This window comes from Luteipulveratus halotolerans (assembly GCF_001247745.1).
In the GTDB taxonomy this organism is placed as follows: Bacteria; Actinomycetota; Actinomycetes; order Actinomycetales; family Dermatophilaceae; genus Luteipulveratus; species Luteipulveratus halotolerans.
Genome location: NZ_LAIR01000002.1, coordinates 3,510,428 through 3,527,830 on the forward strand (window position 1 = coordinate 3,510,428; position 17,403 = coordinate 3,527,830).

The 17,403-nt window shown below is 70.8% G+C and carries 12 protein-coding genes and 1 pseudogene; 4 read left to right on the plus strand and 9 right to left on the minus strand.

Translation table 11 applies throughout. From position 1 onward, the window contains the following. Positions 1-150 precede the first annotated feature (150 nt). From VV01_RS17655 to VV01_RS17670, 4 genes and pseudogenes are all read right to left on the minus strand, one after another. A pseudogene (locus tag VV01_RS17655) lies at positions 151-660 on the minus strand (helix-turn-helix domain-containing protein); the annotation flags it as partial. 110 nt (positions 661-770) lie between these two features. Further along, complete coding sequence (locus tag VV01_RS17660) at positions 771-1,862, minus strand: CaiB/BaiF CoA transferase family protein (protein ID WP_050671039.1); 1,092 nt, start codon at positions 1,860-1,862, stop codon at positions 771-773. Further along, positions 1,859-2,893 (minus strand): asparaginase, encoded by a 1,035-nt coding sequence (locus VV01_RS17665; RefSeq protein ID WP_050671040.1) that lies wholly within the window; start codon positions 2,891-2,893, stop codon positions 1,859-1,861. Before VV01_RS17665 ends, VV01_RS17660 begins: the two co-directional genes overlap by 4 nt. Continuing rightward, entirely contained in the window at positions 2,890-4,071 is a 1,182-nt protein-coding gene (locus tag VV01_RS17670; RefSeq protein WP_050672008.1) for an acyl-CoA dehydrogenase family protein, read from the minus strand. The genes VV01_RS17665 and VV01_RS17670 overlap by 4 nt, the downstream gene beginning before the upstream one ends. Positions 4,072-4,309: 238 nt before the next feature. Between VV01_RS17670 and VV01_RS17675 the strand changes: the two genes are divergently transcribed. Continuing rightward, on the plus strand, positions 4,310-5,248 hold the full coding sequence (locus tag VV01_RS17675; protein WP_050671041.1) for a type IV toxin-antitoxin system AbiEi family antitoxin domain-containing protein: 939 nt from the start codon (positions 4,310-4,312) through the stop codon (positions 5,246-5,248). 154 nt (positions 5,249-5,402) lie between these two features. Here VV01_RS17675 and VV01_RS17680 read toward each other — a convergent pair whose 3' ends face one another. The 4 genes from VV01_RS17680 to VV01_RS17695 all read right to left on the minus strand — a co-directional run bounded on the left by VV01_RS17680 (position 5,403) and on the right by VV01_RS17695 (position 11,112). Further along, positions 5,403-6,896 (minus strand): flavin-containing monooxygenase, encoded by a 1,494-nt coding sequence (locus VV01_RS17680; protein ID WP_050671042.1) that lies wholly within the window; start codon positions 6,894-6,896, stop codon positions 5,403-5,405. Between the two features lie 87 nt (positions 6,897-6,983). Continuing rightward, positions 6,984-7,523: a DUF4190 domain-containing protein gene (locus VV01_RS17685; protein WP_157508908.1), complete on the minus strand. Its 540-nt coding sequence runs from the start codon at positions 7,521-7,523 to the stop codon at positions 6,984-6,986. A 5-nt stretch (positions 7,524-7,528) separates the two neighbouring features. Beyond that, a complete protein-coding gene (locus VV01_RS17690) occupies positions 7,529-8,446 on the minus strand; it encodes a transglutaminase family protein (RefSeq protein WP_050671044.1) in 918 nt (305 codons plus the stop codon). Next, positions 8,446-11,112 (minus strand): circularly permuted type 2 ATP-grasp protein, encoded by a 2,667-nt coding sequence (locus tag VV01_RS17695; RefSeq protein WP_050671045.1) that lies wholly within the window; start codon positions 11,110-11,112, stop codon positions 8,446-8,448. Before VV01_RS17695 ends, VV01_RS17690 begins: the two co-directional genes overlap by 1 nt. 247 nt (positions 11,113-11,359) lie before the next feature. Between VV01_RS17695 and VV01_RS17700 the strand changes: the two genes are divergently transcribed. Both VV01_RS17700 and VV01_RS17705 read left to right on the plus strand, forming a co-directional pair. After that, the gene (locus tag VV01_RS17700; RefSeq protein WP_082221073.1) at positions 11,360-11,989 is read left to right on the plus strand and encodes an HNH endonuclease family protein; all 630 of its coding nucleotides are present in this window, start codon (positions 11,360-11,362) and stop codon (positions 11,987-11,989) included. Between the two features lie 144 nt (positions 11,990-12,133). Further along, positions 12,134-12,598, plus strand: a complete 465-nt coding sequence (locus VV01_RS17705; protein ID WP_157508909.1) for a hypothetical protein — start codon at positions 12,134-12,136, stop codon at positions 12,596-12,598. Between the two features lie 253 nt (positions 12,599-12,851). Here VV01_RS17705 and VV01_RS17710 read toward each other — a convergent pair whose 3' ends face one another. After that, a complete protein-coding gene (locus VV01_RS17710; protein WP_050671048.1) occupies positions 12,852-16,262 on the minus strand; it encodes a transglutaminase family protein in 3,411 nt (1,136 codons plus the stop codon). Between the two features lie 98 nt (positions 16,263-16,360). Here VV01_RS17710 and VV01_RS17715 point away from each other — a divergent pair, with 98 nt between their 5' ends. Next, positions 16,361-17,365, plus strand: coding sequence for a GNAT family N-acetyltransferase (locus VV01_RS17715; RefSeq protein ID WP_050671049.1), 1,005 nt, complete (start codon positions 16,361-16,363; stop codon positions 17,363-17,365). Positions 17,366-17,403 lie beyond the last annotated feature (38 nt).

The window sequence follows — 17,403 nt, forward strand, 5'->3', positions numbered from 1 at the left end:
GCACCAAAGAAGAACTACACGCGCCCGGAACGCTGAGTGCCCTGGCCCACCTCGATCACGGCCTTACAGATAACGACCTGATCCACGGCCAGGACAACTCACCAAAGCCATCTCGATCATGTGGATCACATAGCCCTCGCTGCTGCAGATAAGCCGGTGAGCGATCTGCTCAGGGCTATGCCGCTGTTTCAGCCCCGAGACTACTTCGGCCCACAACCGGCTCCCCGGGCTCAGCTTCAACGGCCGACCCGCGTGCCGGGCCGCGCCGGCGGCCCGCGCGTTGTCCTGCGCCAGGCGCTGCGCCCGCGCGGCCTGATAACCGACCGGGTCCTTCGGATCGACCCCGGCCCGGACCAGCTCCCGGGTGATCGTCGAGGACGCCCGCCCCAGCTGGCCCGCGATCGCCCGCAACGACGGACGCGGCTGCTGTGAGAGCAACCACTGCAGCTGTGCTCGATCTTCCAGGCTCAGGCGCCCACCGGACTCACTCACCCTCGGAGGAATACCACCGGACTGGGCCAACCACACATACCCCGACTGATCGGACACGCCCGCCGCGGCCGCCGCGACCGCGACCGACTCACCACCGGCCAACGCCTCCCAGAACAGCCGACGCCGCTCCCACGGCACCGGCGGCCTCCCACGACGAGGACGAAACATGCTGCAACACCTGACCTTTCATCACAGGCGTTGCGCGAACCACCTGAGCCCGCCGTGCGCATTGCAGCCCGTGCAGTCACATTTCGCCTGGTGAGTGGGCGTTGGTCGTCCTAGGGCACCAGTCGCGGAGGGCGGGTCCGGTACGTCGCCGGCGTCGCACTGAGCCGAATCGGGTTGGCCACCAACGACGTTCCCTCGACGTCGGCCACCGCGTCGATCCCTACCTGCTCGGCCAACGCGAACGCCTCGGGCACCGTGTTGACCGGCCCGGCAGGTACGCCGACCTCGGCCAGCCGCTGCGCCCACTCCTGTGCGCTCGCTCGGCTCAGGTGCGCCTCCAGCCGTCCGCGCAGCTGCTCGGCGTGGGCGACCCGAGCGGCATTGGTCGCGTAACGATCGTCGGCAGCCATCGCCTCGTCGCCGAGAACTGTTGCGAGAGAAGCGAACTGGCGATCGTTGCCGACGGCGAGAACGAGCGGCCGGTCGGCGGTGGCGTACACACCGTAGGGCGAGATCGACGGATGGTCGTTGCCGGTGGCGCGCGGTGTGACGCCGGCGAGCAGGTGCGCCGACGTCTGGTTGCTGAGCGCGGAGAGCGCGCATCCGAGCAGGCTGACCTCGACGCGCTGTCCCTCACCGGTCTCGGCGCGATACCGCAGCGCGGCAAGAATGCCCACCGCGGCGTGCAGCCCGGTGATGACGTCGATCAGGGCCACCCCGACCTTGGTGGGCTGCTCCGGCGACGGGCCCGTCACCGACATCAGCCCGCTCATCGCCTGGATCAGCAGGTCATAGCCCGGCAGTGTCGACTCGCCGCCGAATCCCGTGATGCTGCAGTAGATCACGTCGTCCCGCAGAGCCCGGGCGTCGTCGTACCCGAGGCCGAGCCTGTCCATCGCGCCGGGCAGGAAGTTCTCGACGACCACGTCGGCGGCAGCGATGAGTTCCGTTGCAGCAGAACGGCCTTCGGCTGATCGCAGGTCGAGCGTGCGAGAGGTCTTGTTGCGGTTGACGGACAGGAAGTACGTCGACTCGCCCTCGTCGGTGAACGGCGGACCCCACTGCCGGGTGTCGTCGCCGGTGCCAGGCCGCTCGATCTTGATCACCTCGGCACCGAGGTCGGCCAGCAGCATCGTGGCGTACGGGCCGGCCAGCACCCGCCCGAAGTCCGCGATCACCAGACCGTCGAGCGCACCCGTCATCGCACGCGCGAGCCCGTGACCGAACCGGTCGTCGTACCCGTCGCCGCGAACGCCTCAGCCACGGGTACGCCGCCCGCGAGTGCCAGCGCGAGCCGCACCCGGGCCTTCAGCGGGTCGAGCGCACCGGCGCCGAGGAGGCCGGCCTCGAGGAGCGCGACCTCGCTGCCGGGATAGCCGTAGGTCTTGGACAGCACCTCACCGGCGCCGGCCCGCGAGGCGAGGACCACCGGCATCCGGGCGGCGAGGTCGCGCAGGGGCTCGACCCACTCGACGGCGACGTGACCGCCGCCCATGCCCGCGAGGACGACGCCTTCGTACCCGAGGTCGGGCAGGGTGCGCAGGATGCGACCGTCGTCGCCGATCGTCATGGTGACCAGGGCGATCGGCGGGATCGTGACCGTGCTGGGCACGTGCATCGGTGGGATGCGCGGCACCCGCAGGCCGAGCTCGACGCGGTCCTCGACGAGCCTCCCGATGCGTCCGACCGTCGGCGACCCGAACGTCGCGACGTTGGAGGTGTGCGTCTTGCGGACGTAGCGGGCCGCGTGGACCTCGTCGTTGAGGACGACGAGCGCGCCCTGGTCGCGGGCCTGCGAGCTGGCGGCGGTGCGTACGGCCGCCATCAGGTTGGCCGCGCCGTCGGGGCTGAGCAGCGACGGGTTGCGCATGGCGCCGGTGAACACCAGCGGCTCGGCCCGGTCCCACAGGACGTCGAGGGCGTACGAGGTCTCCTCGAGCGAGTCGGTGCCCTGCGACACGACCACCCCGTCGGCGCCGGCGTCGACCGCCGCGGCCGCGGCATCGCGCAACCGCAGCATGTGCGTGAGGTCGAGTCGGGCCGAGCTGACCTTCATGAGGTCCTCGCCCATGACATCGGCGACCTCGTCGAGACCTTCGATGCTGCCCGCGATGTCGGCCGCGGACAGGCCAGGCTGTGCCGGCTCACCCGGTGCCGGTGGCACGCTCGCGATGGTGCCGCCGAGCGCGAAGTACGCGATGTGCGAGCGAGCGCCCGCGGTCTCGTCGATCACCGGAACGCGTCCGCGCCGGTGAGTGCCTTGCCGATGACGAGCTGATGCACCTCGGAGGTGCCTTCGTACGTCAGCACCGACTCGAGGTTGTTGGCGTGCCGGATCACGGGGTAGTCGAGGGTGATGCCGTTGGCCGCGAGGATCGTACGGCACTCGCGGGCGATCCTGATGGCCTCGCGGGTGTTGTTGAGCTTGCCGACGCTGACCTGCTCACCGGTGACTTCACCGGCGTCCTTGAGCCGGCCGAGGTGCAGCGCGAGCAGCTGCCCCTTGCCGAGCTCGAGCGCCATGTCGGCGATCTTGGCCTGCGTCAGCTGGTACGACGCGAGCGACTTGTCGAACACCTGCCGGTCCTGCGCATAGGCGATCGTCGTCTCGAGGCAGTCACGCGCGGCGCCCATCGAGCCGAAGATGATGCCGAAGCGCGCCTCGGACAGGCAGCTGAGCGGCCCGCGCAGCCCTTCGACCTCGGGCAGCATCGCGCTCGAGGGCAGCCGCACGTCCTGCAGCACCAGCTCGGCGGTGACCGACGCGCGCAGCGACATCTTGTGCGTGATCTCGGGGGCGGAGAACCCCGGCGTGTCGGTCGGGACCACGAACCCGCGGATGCCGCGCGGGCCGGCGTCGGGATCGGTCTGCGCCCAGACCACCGCGACATCGGCGACCGAACCGTTGGTGATCCACATCTTGGCGCCGTTGAGCACCCAGTCGTCACCGTCGCGGCGGGCGCGCGTCCGCATCCCGCCCGGGTTGGAGCCGAAGTCCGGCTCGGTCAGCCCGAAGCAGCCGATCGCGTCGCCGGCGGCCATCCGGGGCAGCCACTCCTGCTTGTGCTCCTCCGACCCGTGCTTCCAGATCGCGTACATCGCGAGCGACCCCTGCACCGACACGAGGCTGCGGATGCCCGAGTCGCCCGCCTCGAGCTCCTGGCAGGCCAGGCCGTACGTCGTCGCGCTCAGGCCCGCACAGCCGTACCCCTCCAGGTGCATGCCGAGCACGCCCAGCTCACCGAGCTCCTGGGTCAGCTCGCGCGCCGGCACCTGGGCGGTGTCGAACCACTCGGCGACGTGCGGGCGTACGCGGTCGTCGACGAAGCGGCGTACGGCGCGGGCGATCTCGCGTTCGTCCTCGTGGATGAGCCCGTCGATCGCGAACAGCTGTTCCAACGTCTGTGCCATGCGCCACATCATCACGTACGCCGACGTTCACCCTGCGGTGCCCCGGTGCCGTCATGCGAAACGACCCGCTCTTTGCGGGGGCACTGCCCCGGCACCGACCCGCCTACGCGACCCTCCGGCGTGCACCGAACCCTGAACGTACGGAGTCGGCCGCGCCGATGAGAGTCGCCTTGCGTCCGTGCGCGGTTGTCCACAGGGGCCGGGCGCGGCTCGGGCCGGCTGAGCCACGATGCTGCGCATGTCCGAGGCAACACCCCCTCCCGCACTTCGCCATCTTGTCGGCGACCGCCCGCACGGGCTGTTCCTCGCGTCCGATGCCAGCACGGCGGGGGTGACCCGGCGTGACGTCGCACGATGGGTGCAGCAAGGCGTCGTACGCCGGCTCGGGCGCGCGGTGTACGCCGCGTCGCCGGTCCCTTCGACGCGCGAGGAGGGCCATCGCGAGCTCGTCCGCGCCATGCTGCTCAGCCACCCGAGCGTCGTGGCCAGCCATCATTCGGCCTTGGCTCTGCTCGGCATCGACCTGCACGCAGTCGACCTGACTGCGGCCCACGGCATCTGGACCAACCAGAGCCCGACCCGGACGGTCGACCGTTTCCGCCTCATGCGTCCCGCGCGACGAACCCCGTGGGGCCACGTCGACGGGTGGGCCTGCGTCCGACCGTCGTGGGCGATCACTCAGACAGCCGGACGGTTCGGCCTGGTGGCGGGAGTGGTCTCCGCCGACCATGCATTGCGTCGCGGCATGGTGACCGAGGACCAGCTGACCGCGGCAGTCACTGCACATGCCGGTGCCGTCGGCGTCGAAGCCATGCGGCGCATGCTCCGGTCCTGCGATCGACGCAGCGAGTCCGTCGGCGAGTCGCGGCTGCGGCTGATCTGCGAGGGCGCGGGCATCGAGGTCGAACCGCAGTTCCGCGTGCTCGATCAGCAACGTTGCGTGGCGCGCGCCGACTTCAGAGTGGTCGGCACACGGCTGCTGCTGGAGTTCGACGGCATGCTGAAGTACCGGGCCGCCGACGGGCAGAACGCCCTTGAGAGGGAGAAACGCCGCGAAGACGCCTGCCGCCGACTGCGCTGGGACTTCGAGCGGTTCGTCTGGGCCCAGCTCGATCGCCCGTCACAGGTCGTCCGCCTGATCCGCGAAGGCATCGCGCGGGCGCCGCGCGACGCCTGACCGGGCTCGCTCGCGCGCGGTCGGCGAGCCGGCGCATCCGACTCCCGTACGCGCACGCGCACCTGCACGTACAGAGTCCGGCGCTCCTGCGGGAGTCGGCTACCGGCGTACCCGGGTCGTGTCGTGCGCGGGGAGAAGCAGGGGCGCGGGCGGCTCAGGCGGCGCCGACGGTGCCGGCGCCCGGCCGGATCGGCTCGCCGTGCCGGACGAACCGCATGTCGTCGGTCGGCTTGGCGCGGCGCATCTCGTAGGAGTCGGCCAGGAAGTTCTGCCGCACGCGCCACGGCGCCCGGTCGCCCGCCTTGGGGAAGCGCGCCATCGCCCGCTGGACATAGCCCGACGTCAGGTCGAGCACCGGCTGCGGCGAGAGCCGACCGCTGACCTTGGGGAACGCGAACGCGAAGCCCCGCGTGGTCACCTGGTTGACGAACGCGCAGAAGAACCGGGCCGACAGGTCGGCGCGCAGGGTCCACGACGCGTTGGTGTAGCCGATGGCCATCGCCAGGTTGGGGACGCCCTCGAGCATGCAGCCGCGGTAGACGTAGTGGTCGGGGTAGTCGACCTTCTCGCCGTCGATGTCCAACGTGACGCCGCCGGCCATCTGCATCGACAGCCCGGTCGCGGTGACGATGACGTCGGACTCGACCACCTCACCCGAAGACGTGCGGATGCCCTCGGGCACGAACTCCTCGATCGTGTCGGTGACGATGCTGGCCCCACCCCCGCGCAACGCCTGGAACAGGTCGGCGTCGGGGATGATGCACACGCGCTGGTCCCACGGCTTGTACGGCGGCTGGAAGTGCTTCGCGTCGTACGCCGGTGAGCCCTTCATCGCCATGCGCGGCCCCGAGGTCAGCACCTTGGTCGCGGTCCGCGGCATGCGCCGCGAGAACTGGTAGAAGCCCAGTGTCTTGATCGCGTTGGACCACCGGTTGACGGTGTGCGCGCGCTGGGCGTCGGGCAGGCGGCGTACGAGATCGGCGAGGGGGTCCTTGGCCGGCAGCGGCAGGATGTAGGTGGGCGTGCGCTGCAGCATCGTGACGTGCGCAGCGCCCTGGTCGACCAGCGCCGGCACCAGCGTGACCGCGGTGGCGCCCGAGCCGATGACCGTGACGCGCTTGCCCTTGACGTCGAGGTCGTCCGGCCAGAACTGCGGGTGGACGACCTGCCCGGTGAACGACTCGCGGCCGGCGAACTCGGGGCTGTGCGGAGCGTCGTACGAGTAGTAGCCGGCGGCCGCGTAGACGAACCTCGCAGTGACCTGCTGCGGCCCGTCAGCGGTGTCGAGGTCGAGGGTCCAGGTCGCGTCGTCGGAGGACCACGAACCGTGAGTCACCTTGGTGCTGTTGCGAATTCGCTCGTCGATGCCGTACTTGGATGCCGTGTCCTTGATGTATTGCAGGATGTCGGCGCCGTCGGCGATGGACTTCTCACCGCGCCACGGCTCGAACGGGAACGACAGCGTGAACATGTCCGAGTCCGAGCGCAGCCCCGGGTAGGAGAACAGGTCCCAGGTGCCGCCCATCGACGCACGCGCCTCGAGGACGGCGTACGACAGCCCTGGGCACTCGGTCTGCAACCGGTAGGCCGCGCCGATCCCCGACAGCCCGGCTCCGATGATGACGACGTCGTAGTGCTCGCTGTGCATCGACCTGCCCTCTCGCGACGGTGTGACCTACTTCACCGTAACTTGGGCGACCGGGCGGCAGGGCGCGTACGCCCGAAGGAACTCGCGTCAGTACGGCTGGGTAGCGCTGTCGTAGATGCCGATCGCGAACGGGATCGCCGCCACGGCCAGGCCGAGGACGCCGATGATGATGCCGGCGATGGCCATGCCGCGACCACGGCGGCGTCCGGCGCGGGTCTCACCGAGCGCGATGCACCCCAGCACCACCGCGACCAACGAGCCGAGCCCGCACACCCACAGCAACGACGCCACGAGCGAGCCGATCGCCAGCCCGGACGTCTCGACCGGCACGTACGCCGAGGGCGCGTAGCCGTAGGGGCCCATCGGGTACGGCGCCGGCTGGGCGGCGTACGGCACGGGTGGGTACGGCGCGGGTTGAGCCGGGTACGCCGGCGGCTGAGGTGCGTACGGCGCGGGCTGGGCGGCGTACGGCACCGGCGGTGTGCCGTAGGTGATGGGGCTGCGGTCGTGCGCGGGCGGCGCGAACGGGTCGGGCTGCCCGGTGCCCATCGGCTGACCGCAGCCCTGGCAGCGGGCAGCGTCGGCCTTCACGGCCCGGCCGCAGCGCGGGCACCCCAGTGACGTCACGGGCGTCAGTCTGTCGGGTCGAGGCGGGTGACCGTGACGCCGACGTCGAGCTTGGACGACGGCGACTCGGTGAAGATGACGCCCTTCAGCGGTGACACGTCACGGAAGTCGCGGCCCCACGCAGTGACGATGTAGCGGGAGTCGGCGAGGTGGTCGTTGGTCGGGTCGAGGTCGATCCACTGACCGCCCGGCGCCATCACCGACGTCCAGGCGTGCGAGGCGTCGGAGCCCTCGAGCTTGGGCTTGCCGGGCGGCGGCTGGGTCTCGATGTAGCCGCTGACATAACGCCCGGGCAGGCCGATCGAGCGCAGGCAGCCAGCAGCGAGGTGAGCGAAGTCCTGGCAGACACCCTCACGCTTGTCGAGCAGCTCGGGCAGGGTCGTCTTCACCGACGTGGCGCCCTTGGCGTAGGTGAAGTCGGCGTAGATCGTGCGCGTCAGCGCGACGACCGCCTCGCCGAACGGGCGGTCCGGCGCGAGGATGCCCTCGGCGTACGCGCGCACCTGCGGGCCGAGGTCGACCAGGGCCGACGGCAGGAGGTAGGAGGTGCGCTCGACCGGGTCGGCGTCCGAGCGGAGCAGCTCGACGACCTCCGCCACCGTGTGCTGGTCGAGCTCGGCCTGGTCGGCCTTCGGCCAGGCGACGTCGACGACCGAGGTCTTGGTGACCGACAGCTCGGTGTGCGGGGTGCGCACCTCGACGTAGTGGCTGTGGTTGCCGAAGTGGTCGACGTGGTCGGCGAGCACGTCGGGCTCGGGCGAGACCTCGATGTCGTTGGACACGACGTGCTGGCTCGGGGTGTCGCGCGGACGCAGGCAGCCCCGCTCGTAGCACCCGGTGACGTCGTCCTCGTAGCGGTAGGTCGTCTGGTGCTTCACCCGGTATCGGCGCGGCTCGAAGTCCGCGTCGGTCTGGCTGGCCATCAGGCTCCCTGGGAGTACGTCGAGGCGCCGCCGCTCGTCGAACCGGCCGAGTTGGCGTCGAAACCCCTTGCGATCCATGGGGACTCGTCGTCGAGGACGGTCTGGTGCAGGCGAGCCAGTGTCCACTCGGTGAGGTGCGTGCGCTGGGTCGCCTTGCGGACGAAGTGGTGGCGGCCGATGGCATCGGCGAGATCACGCAGGTCGGTGTCGAGCTCGGTGAGCAGCGCGGCGAGCGGTGCCCGGTCGTGGCCGGCGAGCTCGTGCAGCGAGGTGCCGACGAGGCGGGACCGCAGCTCGACCGCCGTGCGGGCCCGGTCCTCGTCGCCGATGAGCTCGAGGTCGACGGCCAGGCGGTCGAGCTGGTAGACGACCGAACGCGGGTTGTCGCCGTCGCGCAGGAGCAGGTCGAGCGCTGAGTGCACGGGCGACGCCGGACCGAGCCCCGCTGCGGAGCGGCGGCGATGGGTGATGACGCTCTCGCCGGCCACGAGCACGGCCTCGGTGACCTGTCCCTCGATGACGGGCGAGCGGTCGACGGCGAGCGTCGAGGCGAGCAGGGCGACGGTCAGCTGAGAGCGTTCGATGCGGCTGCCCGCGTCGAGGTAGGCCCAGGTGCGGTCTCGGATCATGCTCTGCGCGACGACGCCCGCGAGCGCGAGCAACGACTCGATGAGCTGCTCCAGCAACGCCTGCAGCTGGGACTCCTCGGTCTCCTCGGCGGCCAGCGTCTCCTCGAGCCGGTTGAGCACGGGCCAGGTGTCGAGCGACAGCTGGTCGCGTACCTGCTGGGCCGCCTGCACCAGCCGGTCGACGGCGAAGCCGACCGTGCCCGTCGTACGCCGGTCGGTCACCAGGGCGCGCAGCCGGTCGAGGTGAGCGCTGTCGGCGTCGGTGTCACGCGGCACGGTGGTGACCGCGTCGACCGCGTCGAGGATCGCGCTCATGGCGACGGCGCCGAGCGAGCCCGGGCGGCCGACGTAGTCCTCGGTGAGGTCGTCGGCGACCTTGAGCACGCGGGCCGTGCCCTCGGCGCGCTCGGCGTAGCGGCCGAGCCAGAACAGGTCCTCGGCGACGCGCGGTGCGAGGCCGGCGGTCGGTGCTGCGGCGGCGCTGGACACCGGCGACAGGCGTTCGCTGCGGGTGGGCGCGCCCGCGTCGGCAGCATCGGGAGCGGCCAGCACCCAGACGTCCTTGGCGAGTGCGCCCGAGCTGCCCGCGACGACGTGCTGGCCGGCCTCGGACGCGACGCGCGCGAGCCCGCCGGGCAGGAACACGTAGTCGCTGCCGTGCGCCACCGCGAACGAGCGCAGCACCAGACGCCGGGGCTCGAGCCCGCCCTGGGTGACCACCGGTGCGGACGACGCGGGCACGACCTCTTGGGCGCACCACGCCCACGGCTGTGCCTCGATGCGGGATTTGAGGTCGTCGAGCTCGGATCTGCTGAGCTGCCAGCCGAACTCGCTGTCGCTGTCGATGCCGCGCGAGATGGGCTTGACGACCAGCTCGTCGAGGTGAGCCAGCACGTGCGAGCGCTGGGCGTCGTCACCGCACCACCACGAGGGCGGGCCGGGCAGGACGAGGTCCTCACCGAGCACCTCGCGGGCGACGTCGCCGAGGAAGTGCTGCAGCCCAGGATTTTCGAGTACGCCCGCGCCGACCGGGTTGACGACCGCGATCGTGCCGCGGCGGGTCGCCTCGACCAGACCCGGGACGCCGAGCTGGGAGTCGGCACGCAGCTCGAGTGGGTCCGACCACAGCGCGTCGACCCGACGCAGGATGACGTCGACCGGCTCGAGGCGGCCCGTCGTACGGACCCACACACGGCCGTCGCGCATCGTCAGGTCGTCGGCCTCGACCAGCGGGAAGCCGAGCAGCGTCGCCATGAACGCCTGGTCGAACGCGGTCTCGCTGCCCGAGCCGGGACTGAGGACGACGACGCGCGGCGCCTCGCTCGTCTCGGGGGCGACGTCCTGCAGCGCGGCGCGCATCGTGTGGAAGAAGCTGCGCAGCCGGGCCAGGTCGGTGCCGCGGTGCAGGGCCGGCATCGTGCGGGTGATGATGCGCCGGTTGGCCATGGCGTAGCCGGCCCCGGACGGCGCCTGGGTGCGGTCGGCGATGACCTCCCACGACCCGTCGGCGCCGCGCGCGAGATCGGTGGCCGCCATGAACAGCTGGTGGGCGGTGGGCAGTCGCACGTGGTCGGCCTGCCGGATGAACCCGGGGTGGCCGAGCACGACCTCGGCCGGCACGACCCTGCGGTGCAGCAGCGTGCGCTCGCCGTAGAGGTCGCTCAGGACCAGGTCGAGCAGGTGCGCCCGCTGGGCGAGGCCGTGCTCGAGGTCGGCCCACTCCTGGGCGCCGATGACGACGGGCAGCGGGTCGAGGTGCCAGTTGCGCGCCTGACCGCCCTCGCCGGTCGTGCCGTAGGTGACGCCGTCGCTGTGCACGAAGCGGCGAGCGCGCGCCGCCCGGGTGAGCAGACCCGTCGTACCCATGCCGGTGATCGTGTCGGCGAGGGCCTCGTGGTCGGGGCGTACGCCGTCGGGCCCGATCAGCTCGTCGACGACCGGACCGGCGGGCTCGCCGTCGCGAACCGCCTGGCTGTGCAGCAGCTCGCGGTAGGCGTCGAGCGCGCCCCCGCCCTGCTCATCGACCTGGGCTGACATCGGGTCGAGCGTAGGCGGTCCCACCCACAGCGCCCGAACCCCCACGCGGAAGTGGCCCGGATCACTCCCCACCACACGACCCGCCCTCTGCGAGACGACCCGCGGATCGGCGGGTCGTCTCGCAGGGTGCGGGTCGTCTCGGGTGCGGCGGGGACGTACGGGCGTTGACCAACGCTTGGTCCGCCCTTGGCCAAGGTGTCAGCGGGAGTTGGCCAGCGGCATGACCGTTGCGCAGGAGCGTTGTCTCATGACTCGGACACGCAACGCACTCGGCGCCATCCTCGCCGTGCTCCTCCTGGCCGTCTGCTTCCCCGCGCACGCGAGCGCCACGCCGCCCGGCATCCCCTCGACGACGACGGCACGCTCGTACCTCTCCGCGATCACCGTCAAGACCGAGGGCTCCTCCGACGGCTACAGCCGCGACAAGTTCCCTCACTGGATCACGATCGAGGGCACCTGCAACACCCGCGAGATGGTGCTCAAGCGTGACGGCACCAACGTCACGACCGGTTCGGACTGCTATCCCACCAAGGGCTCCTGGTACTCCGAGTACGACGGTGTCACCACCACCGACCCCGGCAGCTTCGACATCGACCACGTCGTGCCGCTGGCCGAGGCGTGGCGCTCGGGCGCGAAGTCGTGGACCACGTCCAAACGGCAGGCGTTCGCCAACGACCTCGACCACTCGCAGCTGATCGCTGTGAGCGCCTCGTCCAACCGCTCCAAGAGCGACCAGGACCCCTCGACCTGGGTGCCGACGCGCACGGCGTACCGCTGCACCTACGCCAAGATGTGGATCGCCTCGAAGTACCAGTGGGGTCTGACCGCCCAGCAGGCCGAGGTCACCGCGCTGAACAACCTGCTCGCCACCTGCTGACGCCCCCTTCTCGCCGAACGACGCTCGAACTGGCAGACGACGCTGACATGTCAGCGTCGTCTGCGCGTACGAGCGTCGTCTGCGGGTGGTCACCGTGACCTTGTCGTGCTGGTCCTGCCGTCGCCCGGCTCCTATCGTTCGACCATGGGGAGACGGGTGGCGGCGACGGGCGTTCTGATCATGCTGCTGGCGGGGTGCTCGACGGCGAGCGGCGGTGCTCCGTCGACGTCCTCGGCGAACCCGCCGACGCCTCTCCAGGCGTACGACCGGGCCGCGGATCCCGTTGCGCGGCAGTTCGACCAGCGGGAGAGGTACGCCGACTGCGGCTCGGTCGTGTTCGAGCAGGGCCCCTATCCAGGACTCCCCGACGGTCCGCTGTCGTGCATGCGACGCGCGCGAGCAGCGAAGGCCACTGCCGAGCTGAGGGTCACGCGACCGACCACCGAGGGCGACCCGATCGTGACGTACTTTCGGGTGCTGGGCGATGGGCAGGTCGAGGTCTACGCCGACAACACCGCCGACAGCCACGGTCCGGCCGACTGGACCCGCGAAATGCGGCTGTGCGTACCCGACCACGAGGTCCTCGGCCAGATCTGCCGCGCGAGCTGAGCCCACCCCGCTGGTCGAGCCGGGCCAGCCCACCCCCGCTGGTCGAGTAGGTCGAACCCACCCCGCTGGTCGAGTAGGTCGAACCCACCCCCGCTGGTTGAGCCGGGCGAGCCCCCAGGGCGAGCTCGTGTCGAAACCCGGTGACGCACAGGGACACGCCTCCCCACGGTCACGTGGTTTCGACACGGGCTCCGCTAGCGCTCCGCCCGGCTCAACCGACGGAGAGGGCGGCTGGCCCAGGCGTGAGATCGAGTCAGCGGTGGCCGGGGCTGAAGCGGCGCAGGTCGAGGGTGGTCGGGTACTCATGGGCGGGGCCGCCGGCCATCGTCGGCCAGGTGCCCATGTCGACCGGGCCGCTGGAGTGACCGATCGCCTCGAAGCGTGACGCCCGCCGCGTCTCGGCGGCGGCCGCGTTGACGGGGTAGTCCTCGTACGCCCGGCCACCCGGATGCACCACGTGATAGGTGAACCCGCCGAGCGAACGCCCGTTCCAGGTGTCGACCAGGTCGAACGTGAGCGGCGCGTGGATGCCGATCGTCGGGTGCAGCGCCGACGGCGGCGCCCACGCCCTGAAGCGCACTCCCCCGATGAACGCCCCGGTCTCGGATGTGCCTGTGCCCCAACCGGATCCGGGCGCGGGGACGAGGGGCACGGGAACGCCGTTGCACGTGATCACGTGCCGTCCCTCGACCAGCCCGGACGCCGCGACCTGCACCCGCTCGACCGACGAGTCGACGTACCGGGCCGTGCCGGAGCGGCCGACCTCTTCGCCCAGCACGTGCCACGGCTCGACGCCCTGACGCAGCTCGAGGTGTACGCCGGCGACGTCGGTCTCCCCGAGCCGCGGGAACCGGAACTCCAGGAACGGCTCGAACCACGCCTCGTCGAACTGAGGTGCGCTAGAATCCGTCGACGCGAGAAAGCGGTTGAGGTCGGTGACGACCTCGCGCAGGTCAGCCGCGGCGAACCCGGGCAGCAGGAACCGGTCGTGCAGGCGAGTGCCCCACCGGACCAGCGGGCCGGCGTACGGCTCGTGCCAGAACTTCGCGACGAGCGCCCGCACGAGCAGGGCCTGCACGAGCGACATCTGCGGGTGCGGCGGCATCTCGAAACCACGAAGCTCCAGCAGTCCCAGGCGTCCTCGCTCGGAGTCGGGGCTGTAGAGCTTGTCGATGCAGAACTCCGACCGGTGCGTGTTGCCCGTGATGTCGGTGAGCAGGTGGCGCAGCAGCCGGTCGGTGAGCCACAGCTGTGAGGTCTGCTGGCGCGTACGCCGGTCGGCCCACTTCTCGTCGCGGTCCTTGTCAGCAGCGACATCAGCGGCGATGCGCTCGTCGGACTGACCGATGACGCGCTCCAGCTCGTCGAACGCGATCTCCATCTCGTACAACGTCTCGGCACGGCCCTCGTCGAAGCGCGGCGACTGGGACGTCGGGCCGATGAATCGCCCTGAGAACACGTAGGAGAGCGCCGGGTGGTGCTGCCAGTACGTCAGCAGGCTGCGCAGCACGTCGGGCCGTCGCAGCAGCGGCGAGTCCTGGGGCGAGGTGCCGCCGAGCGTGATGTGGTTGCCGCCGCCCGTGCCGGTGTGGGTGCCGTCGACGTCGAACTTCTCGGTGGCGAGGCCGGTCGCGCGAGCGTCCTCGAACAAGGTCGTCGTCAGCTCGCTCAGGTCGCCCCACGAGCCGGTCGGCTGCACGTTGACCTCGATGACTCCGGGGTCGGGCGTGACGGACAGGGACTTCGTACGCGGGTCGCCGGGCAACGGATAACCCTCGAGAACGACTGGTACACCGAGCTTTTCGACGGTCGCCTCGACGGCAGCGACCACCTGCAGGGCGTGGTCGAGGTGGCTGAGCGGCGGCAGGAACACGAACACGTGACCGTCGCGCTCCTCGACGCACAGTGCCGTGCGCGGAGACTCCTCGATGTCGCGCACGGCGGCCGGCTCGACGTCGGCGAGCGCTTCGTCGGCGGTGGCGAGGTCGCCGCGGTCACCGAACGCCGGCGCCTCCGGCTCGAACGGCGCCTCCGTCCAGGCGATCGAGCTCAGCGGCAGCCGCAGGCCCATCGGCGACGTGCCCGGGGTGAGGAACAGGTGCTTGCGACGCGTGCGCCACTGCGCCGTCGCCCAGCCCTCACCCTCAGGGTCGCGGAAGATCGGCACGACCCAGCCACGCGGCGTACTGGCCTGGGAGTCAACGGAATCCACCAGCGCGGCTGCGTCACCGCCCGGCTCGACGTCGACCTCCGGACGCTGGTCGCCGCGCGGTTTGCGGGCTTCGTTCCAGACGTCGTTCATGGTGTCTTCGTACGCCGGCAGGGCCAGCTCGGCGGGCACGCCCAGCCTGGTCGCGACGCCGATGGCGAGGTCGCGGGTGACCTGCGGGTCGATCTCGCGCGGATCACCCCAGGGGTCGTCGAACAGCTCGGGGCGGGACCAGAGCGGCTCGCCGTCGTTGCGCCACGTCAGCTGGATCTGCCAGCGCGGCAGGGGTTCTCCGGGGTACCACTTGCCCTGGCCGCGGTGGACGAGACCGTCGGGAGCCCACCGATCCTTGAGTCGGGCCGCGAGATCCGTTGCAAGAGAACGCTTCTCGTCGCCGTCGGCCGCTGACTCCCACTGTGCGGACGAGGTGTCACCGGCCGAGACGAAGGTCGGCTCGCCGCCCATCGTCAGCCGGACGTCACCCTCGTCGAGCAACCGGTCGACGTACGAGCCGAGCGCGTCGGCCTGCGCCCACTGCTGCTCGGAGTAGGGCTTGGTGACGCGAGCGTCCTCGTGGATGCGGGTCACCGTGTTGGAGAAGGAGAAGTCGACGTCGACCACGCCGGTCGCGCCGCTGATGGGTGCGGCCGACGACGGGTGCGGAGTGGCCGAGAGCGGGATGTGCCCCTCGCCCGCGAACAGGCCCGACGTGGCGTCCATGCCGATCCAGCCGGCACCGGGGATGAACACCTCGGCCCAGGCGTGCAGGTCGGTGAAGTCCTCGGCGGGGCCGTCCTTGCCGTTGGTCGACTTCTGGTCGGAGGTCAGCTGCACGAGGTAGCCCGACACGAAGCGGGCGGCCAGGCCGAGCTTGCGCAGCACCGACACGAGCAGCCAGGCGCTGTCACGGCACGAGCCGAGGCGCTTCTCCAACGTCTCGTCGGGGTCCTGCACGCCCGTCTCGAGCCGGACGGTGTAGGCGATGTCGCGGTTGACGGCGTGATTGAGCGCCACCAGGTAGTCGACGATGCGCCGCCCGTCGGCCGGCTGGTTCTCGGCGAGCCACCGCTGCGTGAGCGGTCCGCCGTCGTCGACGGGCTTGAGATAGGGGTCGAGCTCGGCCCGCAGCCCGTCGGGGTAGGTGAAGGGGTAGGTCTCGGCGTACTCCTCGACGAAGAAGTCGAACGGGTTGATGACCGTCATGTCGGCCACGACGCCGACCGTGATGTCGAGCTCGCTCACCGGCTCGGGGAACACCAGCCGCGCGAGGTAGTTGCCGAACGCGTCCTGCTGCCAGTTGATGAAGTGGTTCGCGGGCTTGACGTCGAGGGAGTACGCGTCGATCGGCGTACGGGAGTGCGGCGCAGGTCGCAGCCGCACCGTGTGCGGGTAGACCTTCACCGGGTGGGCGAACCGGTAGGTGGTCCTGTGCTCCAGGGCTACGCGAATCGTCACCGGGCCAACCTACTGGGCCGGTCGGCCGTTGATGCGAGCCCGCCCGGCCCCGCGAAAACCAGTGGCCGGGATCACGCTGCCGTGTCAGCGTCATGAGCATGATCCAGCAGATCGACCTGGCCGACGAGACAGCGCTGCGCCAGGCGCACGAGGCCACCGAGCGCTCCGCCGCCGTGGACCGCCCGTGGTACGAGCCGCACCCCTACGACGAGTGGGTCGAGGACGTGCGCTTCAAGGACCCTGCCGAGCGCTTCGAGCTGTGGGGTGCGTACGACGAGGGGCGCGTCGTCGGGGCGGCCCTCACCTGGCTGCCCGACGAGGACAACACCTGGATGGTGTGGACCGACCTGCACGTGCACCCCGACTTCCGCGGTCGCGGTCACGGGACTGCCCTGATCGAACGGCTCGCGGCGCGGACGCGTGAGGAGCAGCGGACCACGCTGCTGACCGAGTTCCACGTGCCCGGCTCGGCCATCGAGGCACATCCGTATCACCGGTTCGCGGTCGCTCGCGGGTTCGAGCCGGGCTGGGTCGAGAACGTCCGCCACATGCCGCTGCCCGTTCTCGATGAGGTGCTCGCGCGGCACGGCGACACGGCTGCGGAGGCGGCCGACGCGGCGTACGACGTGCGCGTGTTCTCCGGCGGCGTCCCCGACGAGTACGTCCAGGGCCTGGTCGACCTCTACAACCTGCTCGGCGTCGACGCGCCGACCGGCGTGGTCGAGTTCGAGCCGGAGGCGCAGACGCCCGAGCGCGTCCGCGACTACTGGGAGCTGCAGCGCAAGCAGGGTCGAACTCGGTTGATAGCGCTCGCGATCGAGCGCTCGACCGGCGTCGTCGCCGCCCACTCCGACCTCGTCGTGCCGCCCGCGCCGTCGACGCAGGTGTGGCAGTGGGGGACGTTCGTGCACCGCGATCACCGGGGCCATCGACTCGGCATGGCGGTCAAGATCGCCAACCTACGCCGGCTGCAGGCGGACTTCCCGGGTCGCACGCTGGTGCGGACCAGCAACGCCGACAACAACGCCTACATGGTGGCGATCAACGAGGACCTCGGGTTCGAGATCGTCGAGAAGGGCGTCGCGATGCGCCTGCCCGTCTGACCGCTCTCCGCACCGCGAAACGACCCGCTCTTTGCGAG

Coding starts and splice junctions, on each gene's coding strand:
- VV01_RS17660 (WP_050671039.1), bottom strand. CDS start 1,862: ATGACGGGTGCGCTCGACGGTCTGGTGATCGCGGACTTCGGGCGGGTG.
- VV01_RS17670 (WP_050672008.1), bottom strand. CDS start 4,071: ATGGCACAGACGTTGGAACAGCTGTTCGCGATCGACGGGCTCATCCAC.
- VV01_RS17675 (WP_050671041.1), top strand. CDS start 4,310: ATGTCCGAGGCAACACCCCCTCCCGCACTTCGCCATCTTGTCGGCGAC.
- VV01_RS17680 (WP_050671042.1), bottom strand. CDS start 6,896: ATGCACAGCGAGCACTACGACGTCGTCATCATCGGAGCCGGGCTGTCG.
- VV01_RS17690 (WP_050671044.1), bottom strand. CDS start 8,446: ATGGCCAGCCAGACCGACGCGGACTTCGAGCCGCGCCGATACCGGGTG.
- VV01_RS17695 (WP_050671045.1), bottom strand. CDS start 11,112: ATGTCAGCCCAGGTCGATGAGCAGGGCGGGGGCGCGCTCGACGCCTAC.
- VV01_RS17700 (WP_082221073.1), top strand. CDS start 11,360: ATGACTCGGACACGCAACGCACTCGGCGCCATCCTCGCCGTGCTCCTC.
- VV01_RS17705 (WP_157508909.1), top strand. CDS start 12,134: ATGGGGAGACGGGTGGCGGCGACGGGCGTTCTGATCATGCTGCTGGCG.
- VV01_RS17715 (WP_050671049.1), top strand. CDS start 16,361: ATGATCCAGCAGATCGACCTGGCCGACGAGACAGCGCTGCGCCAGGCG.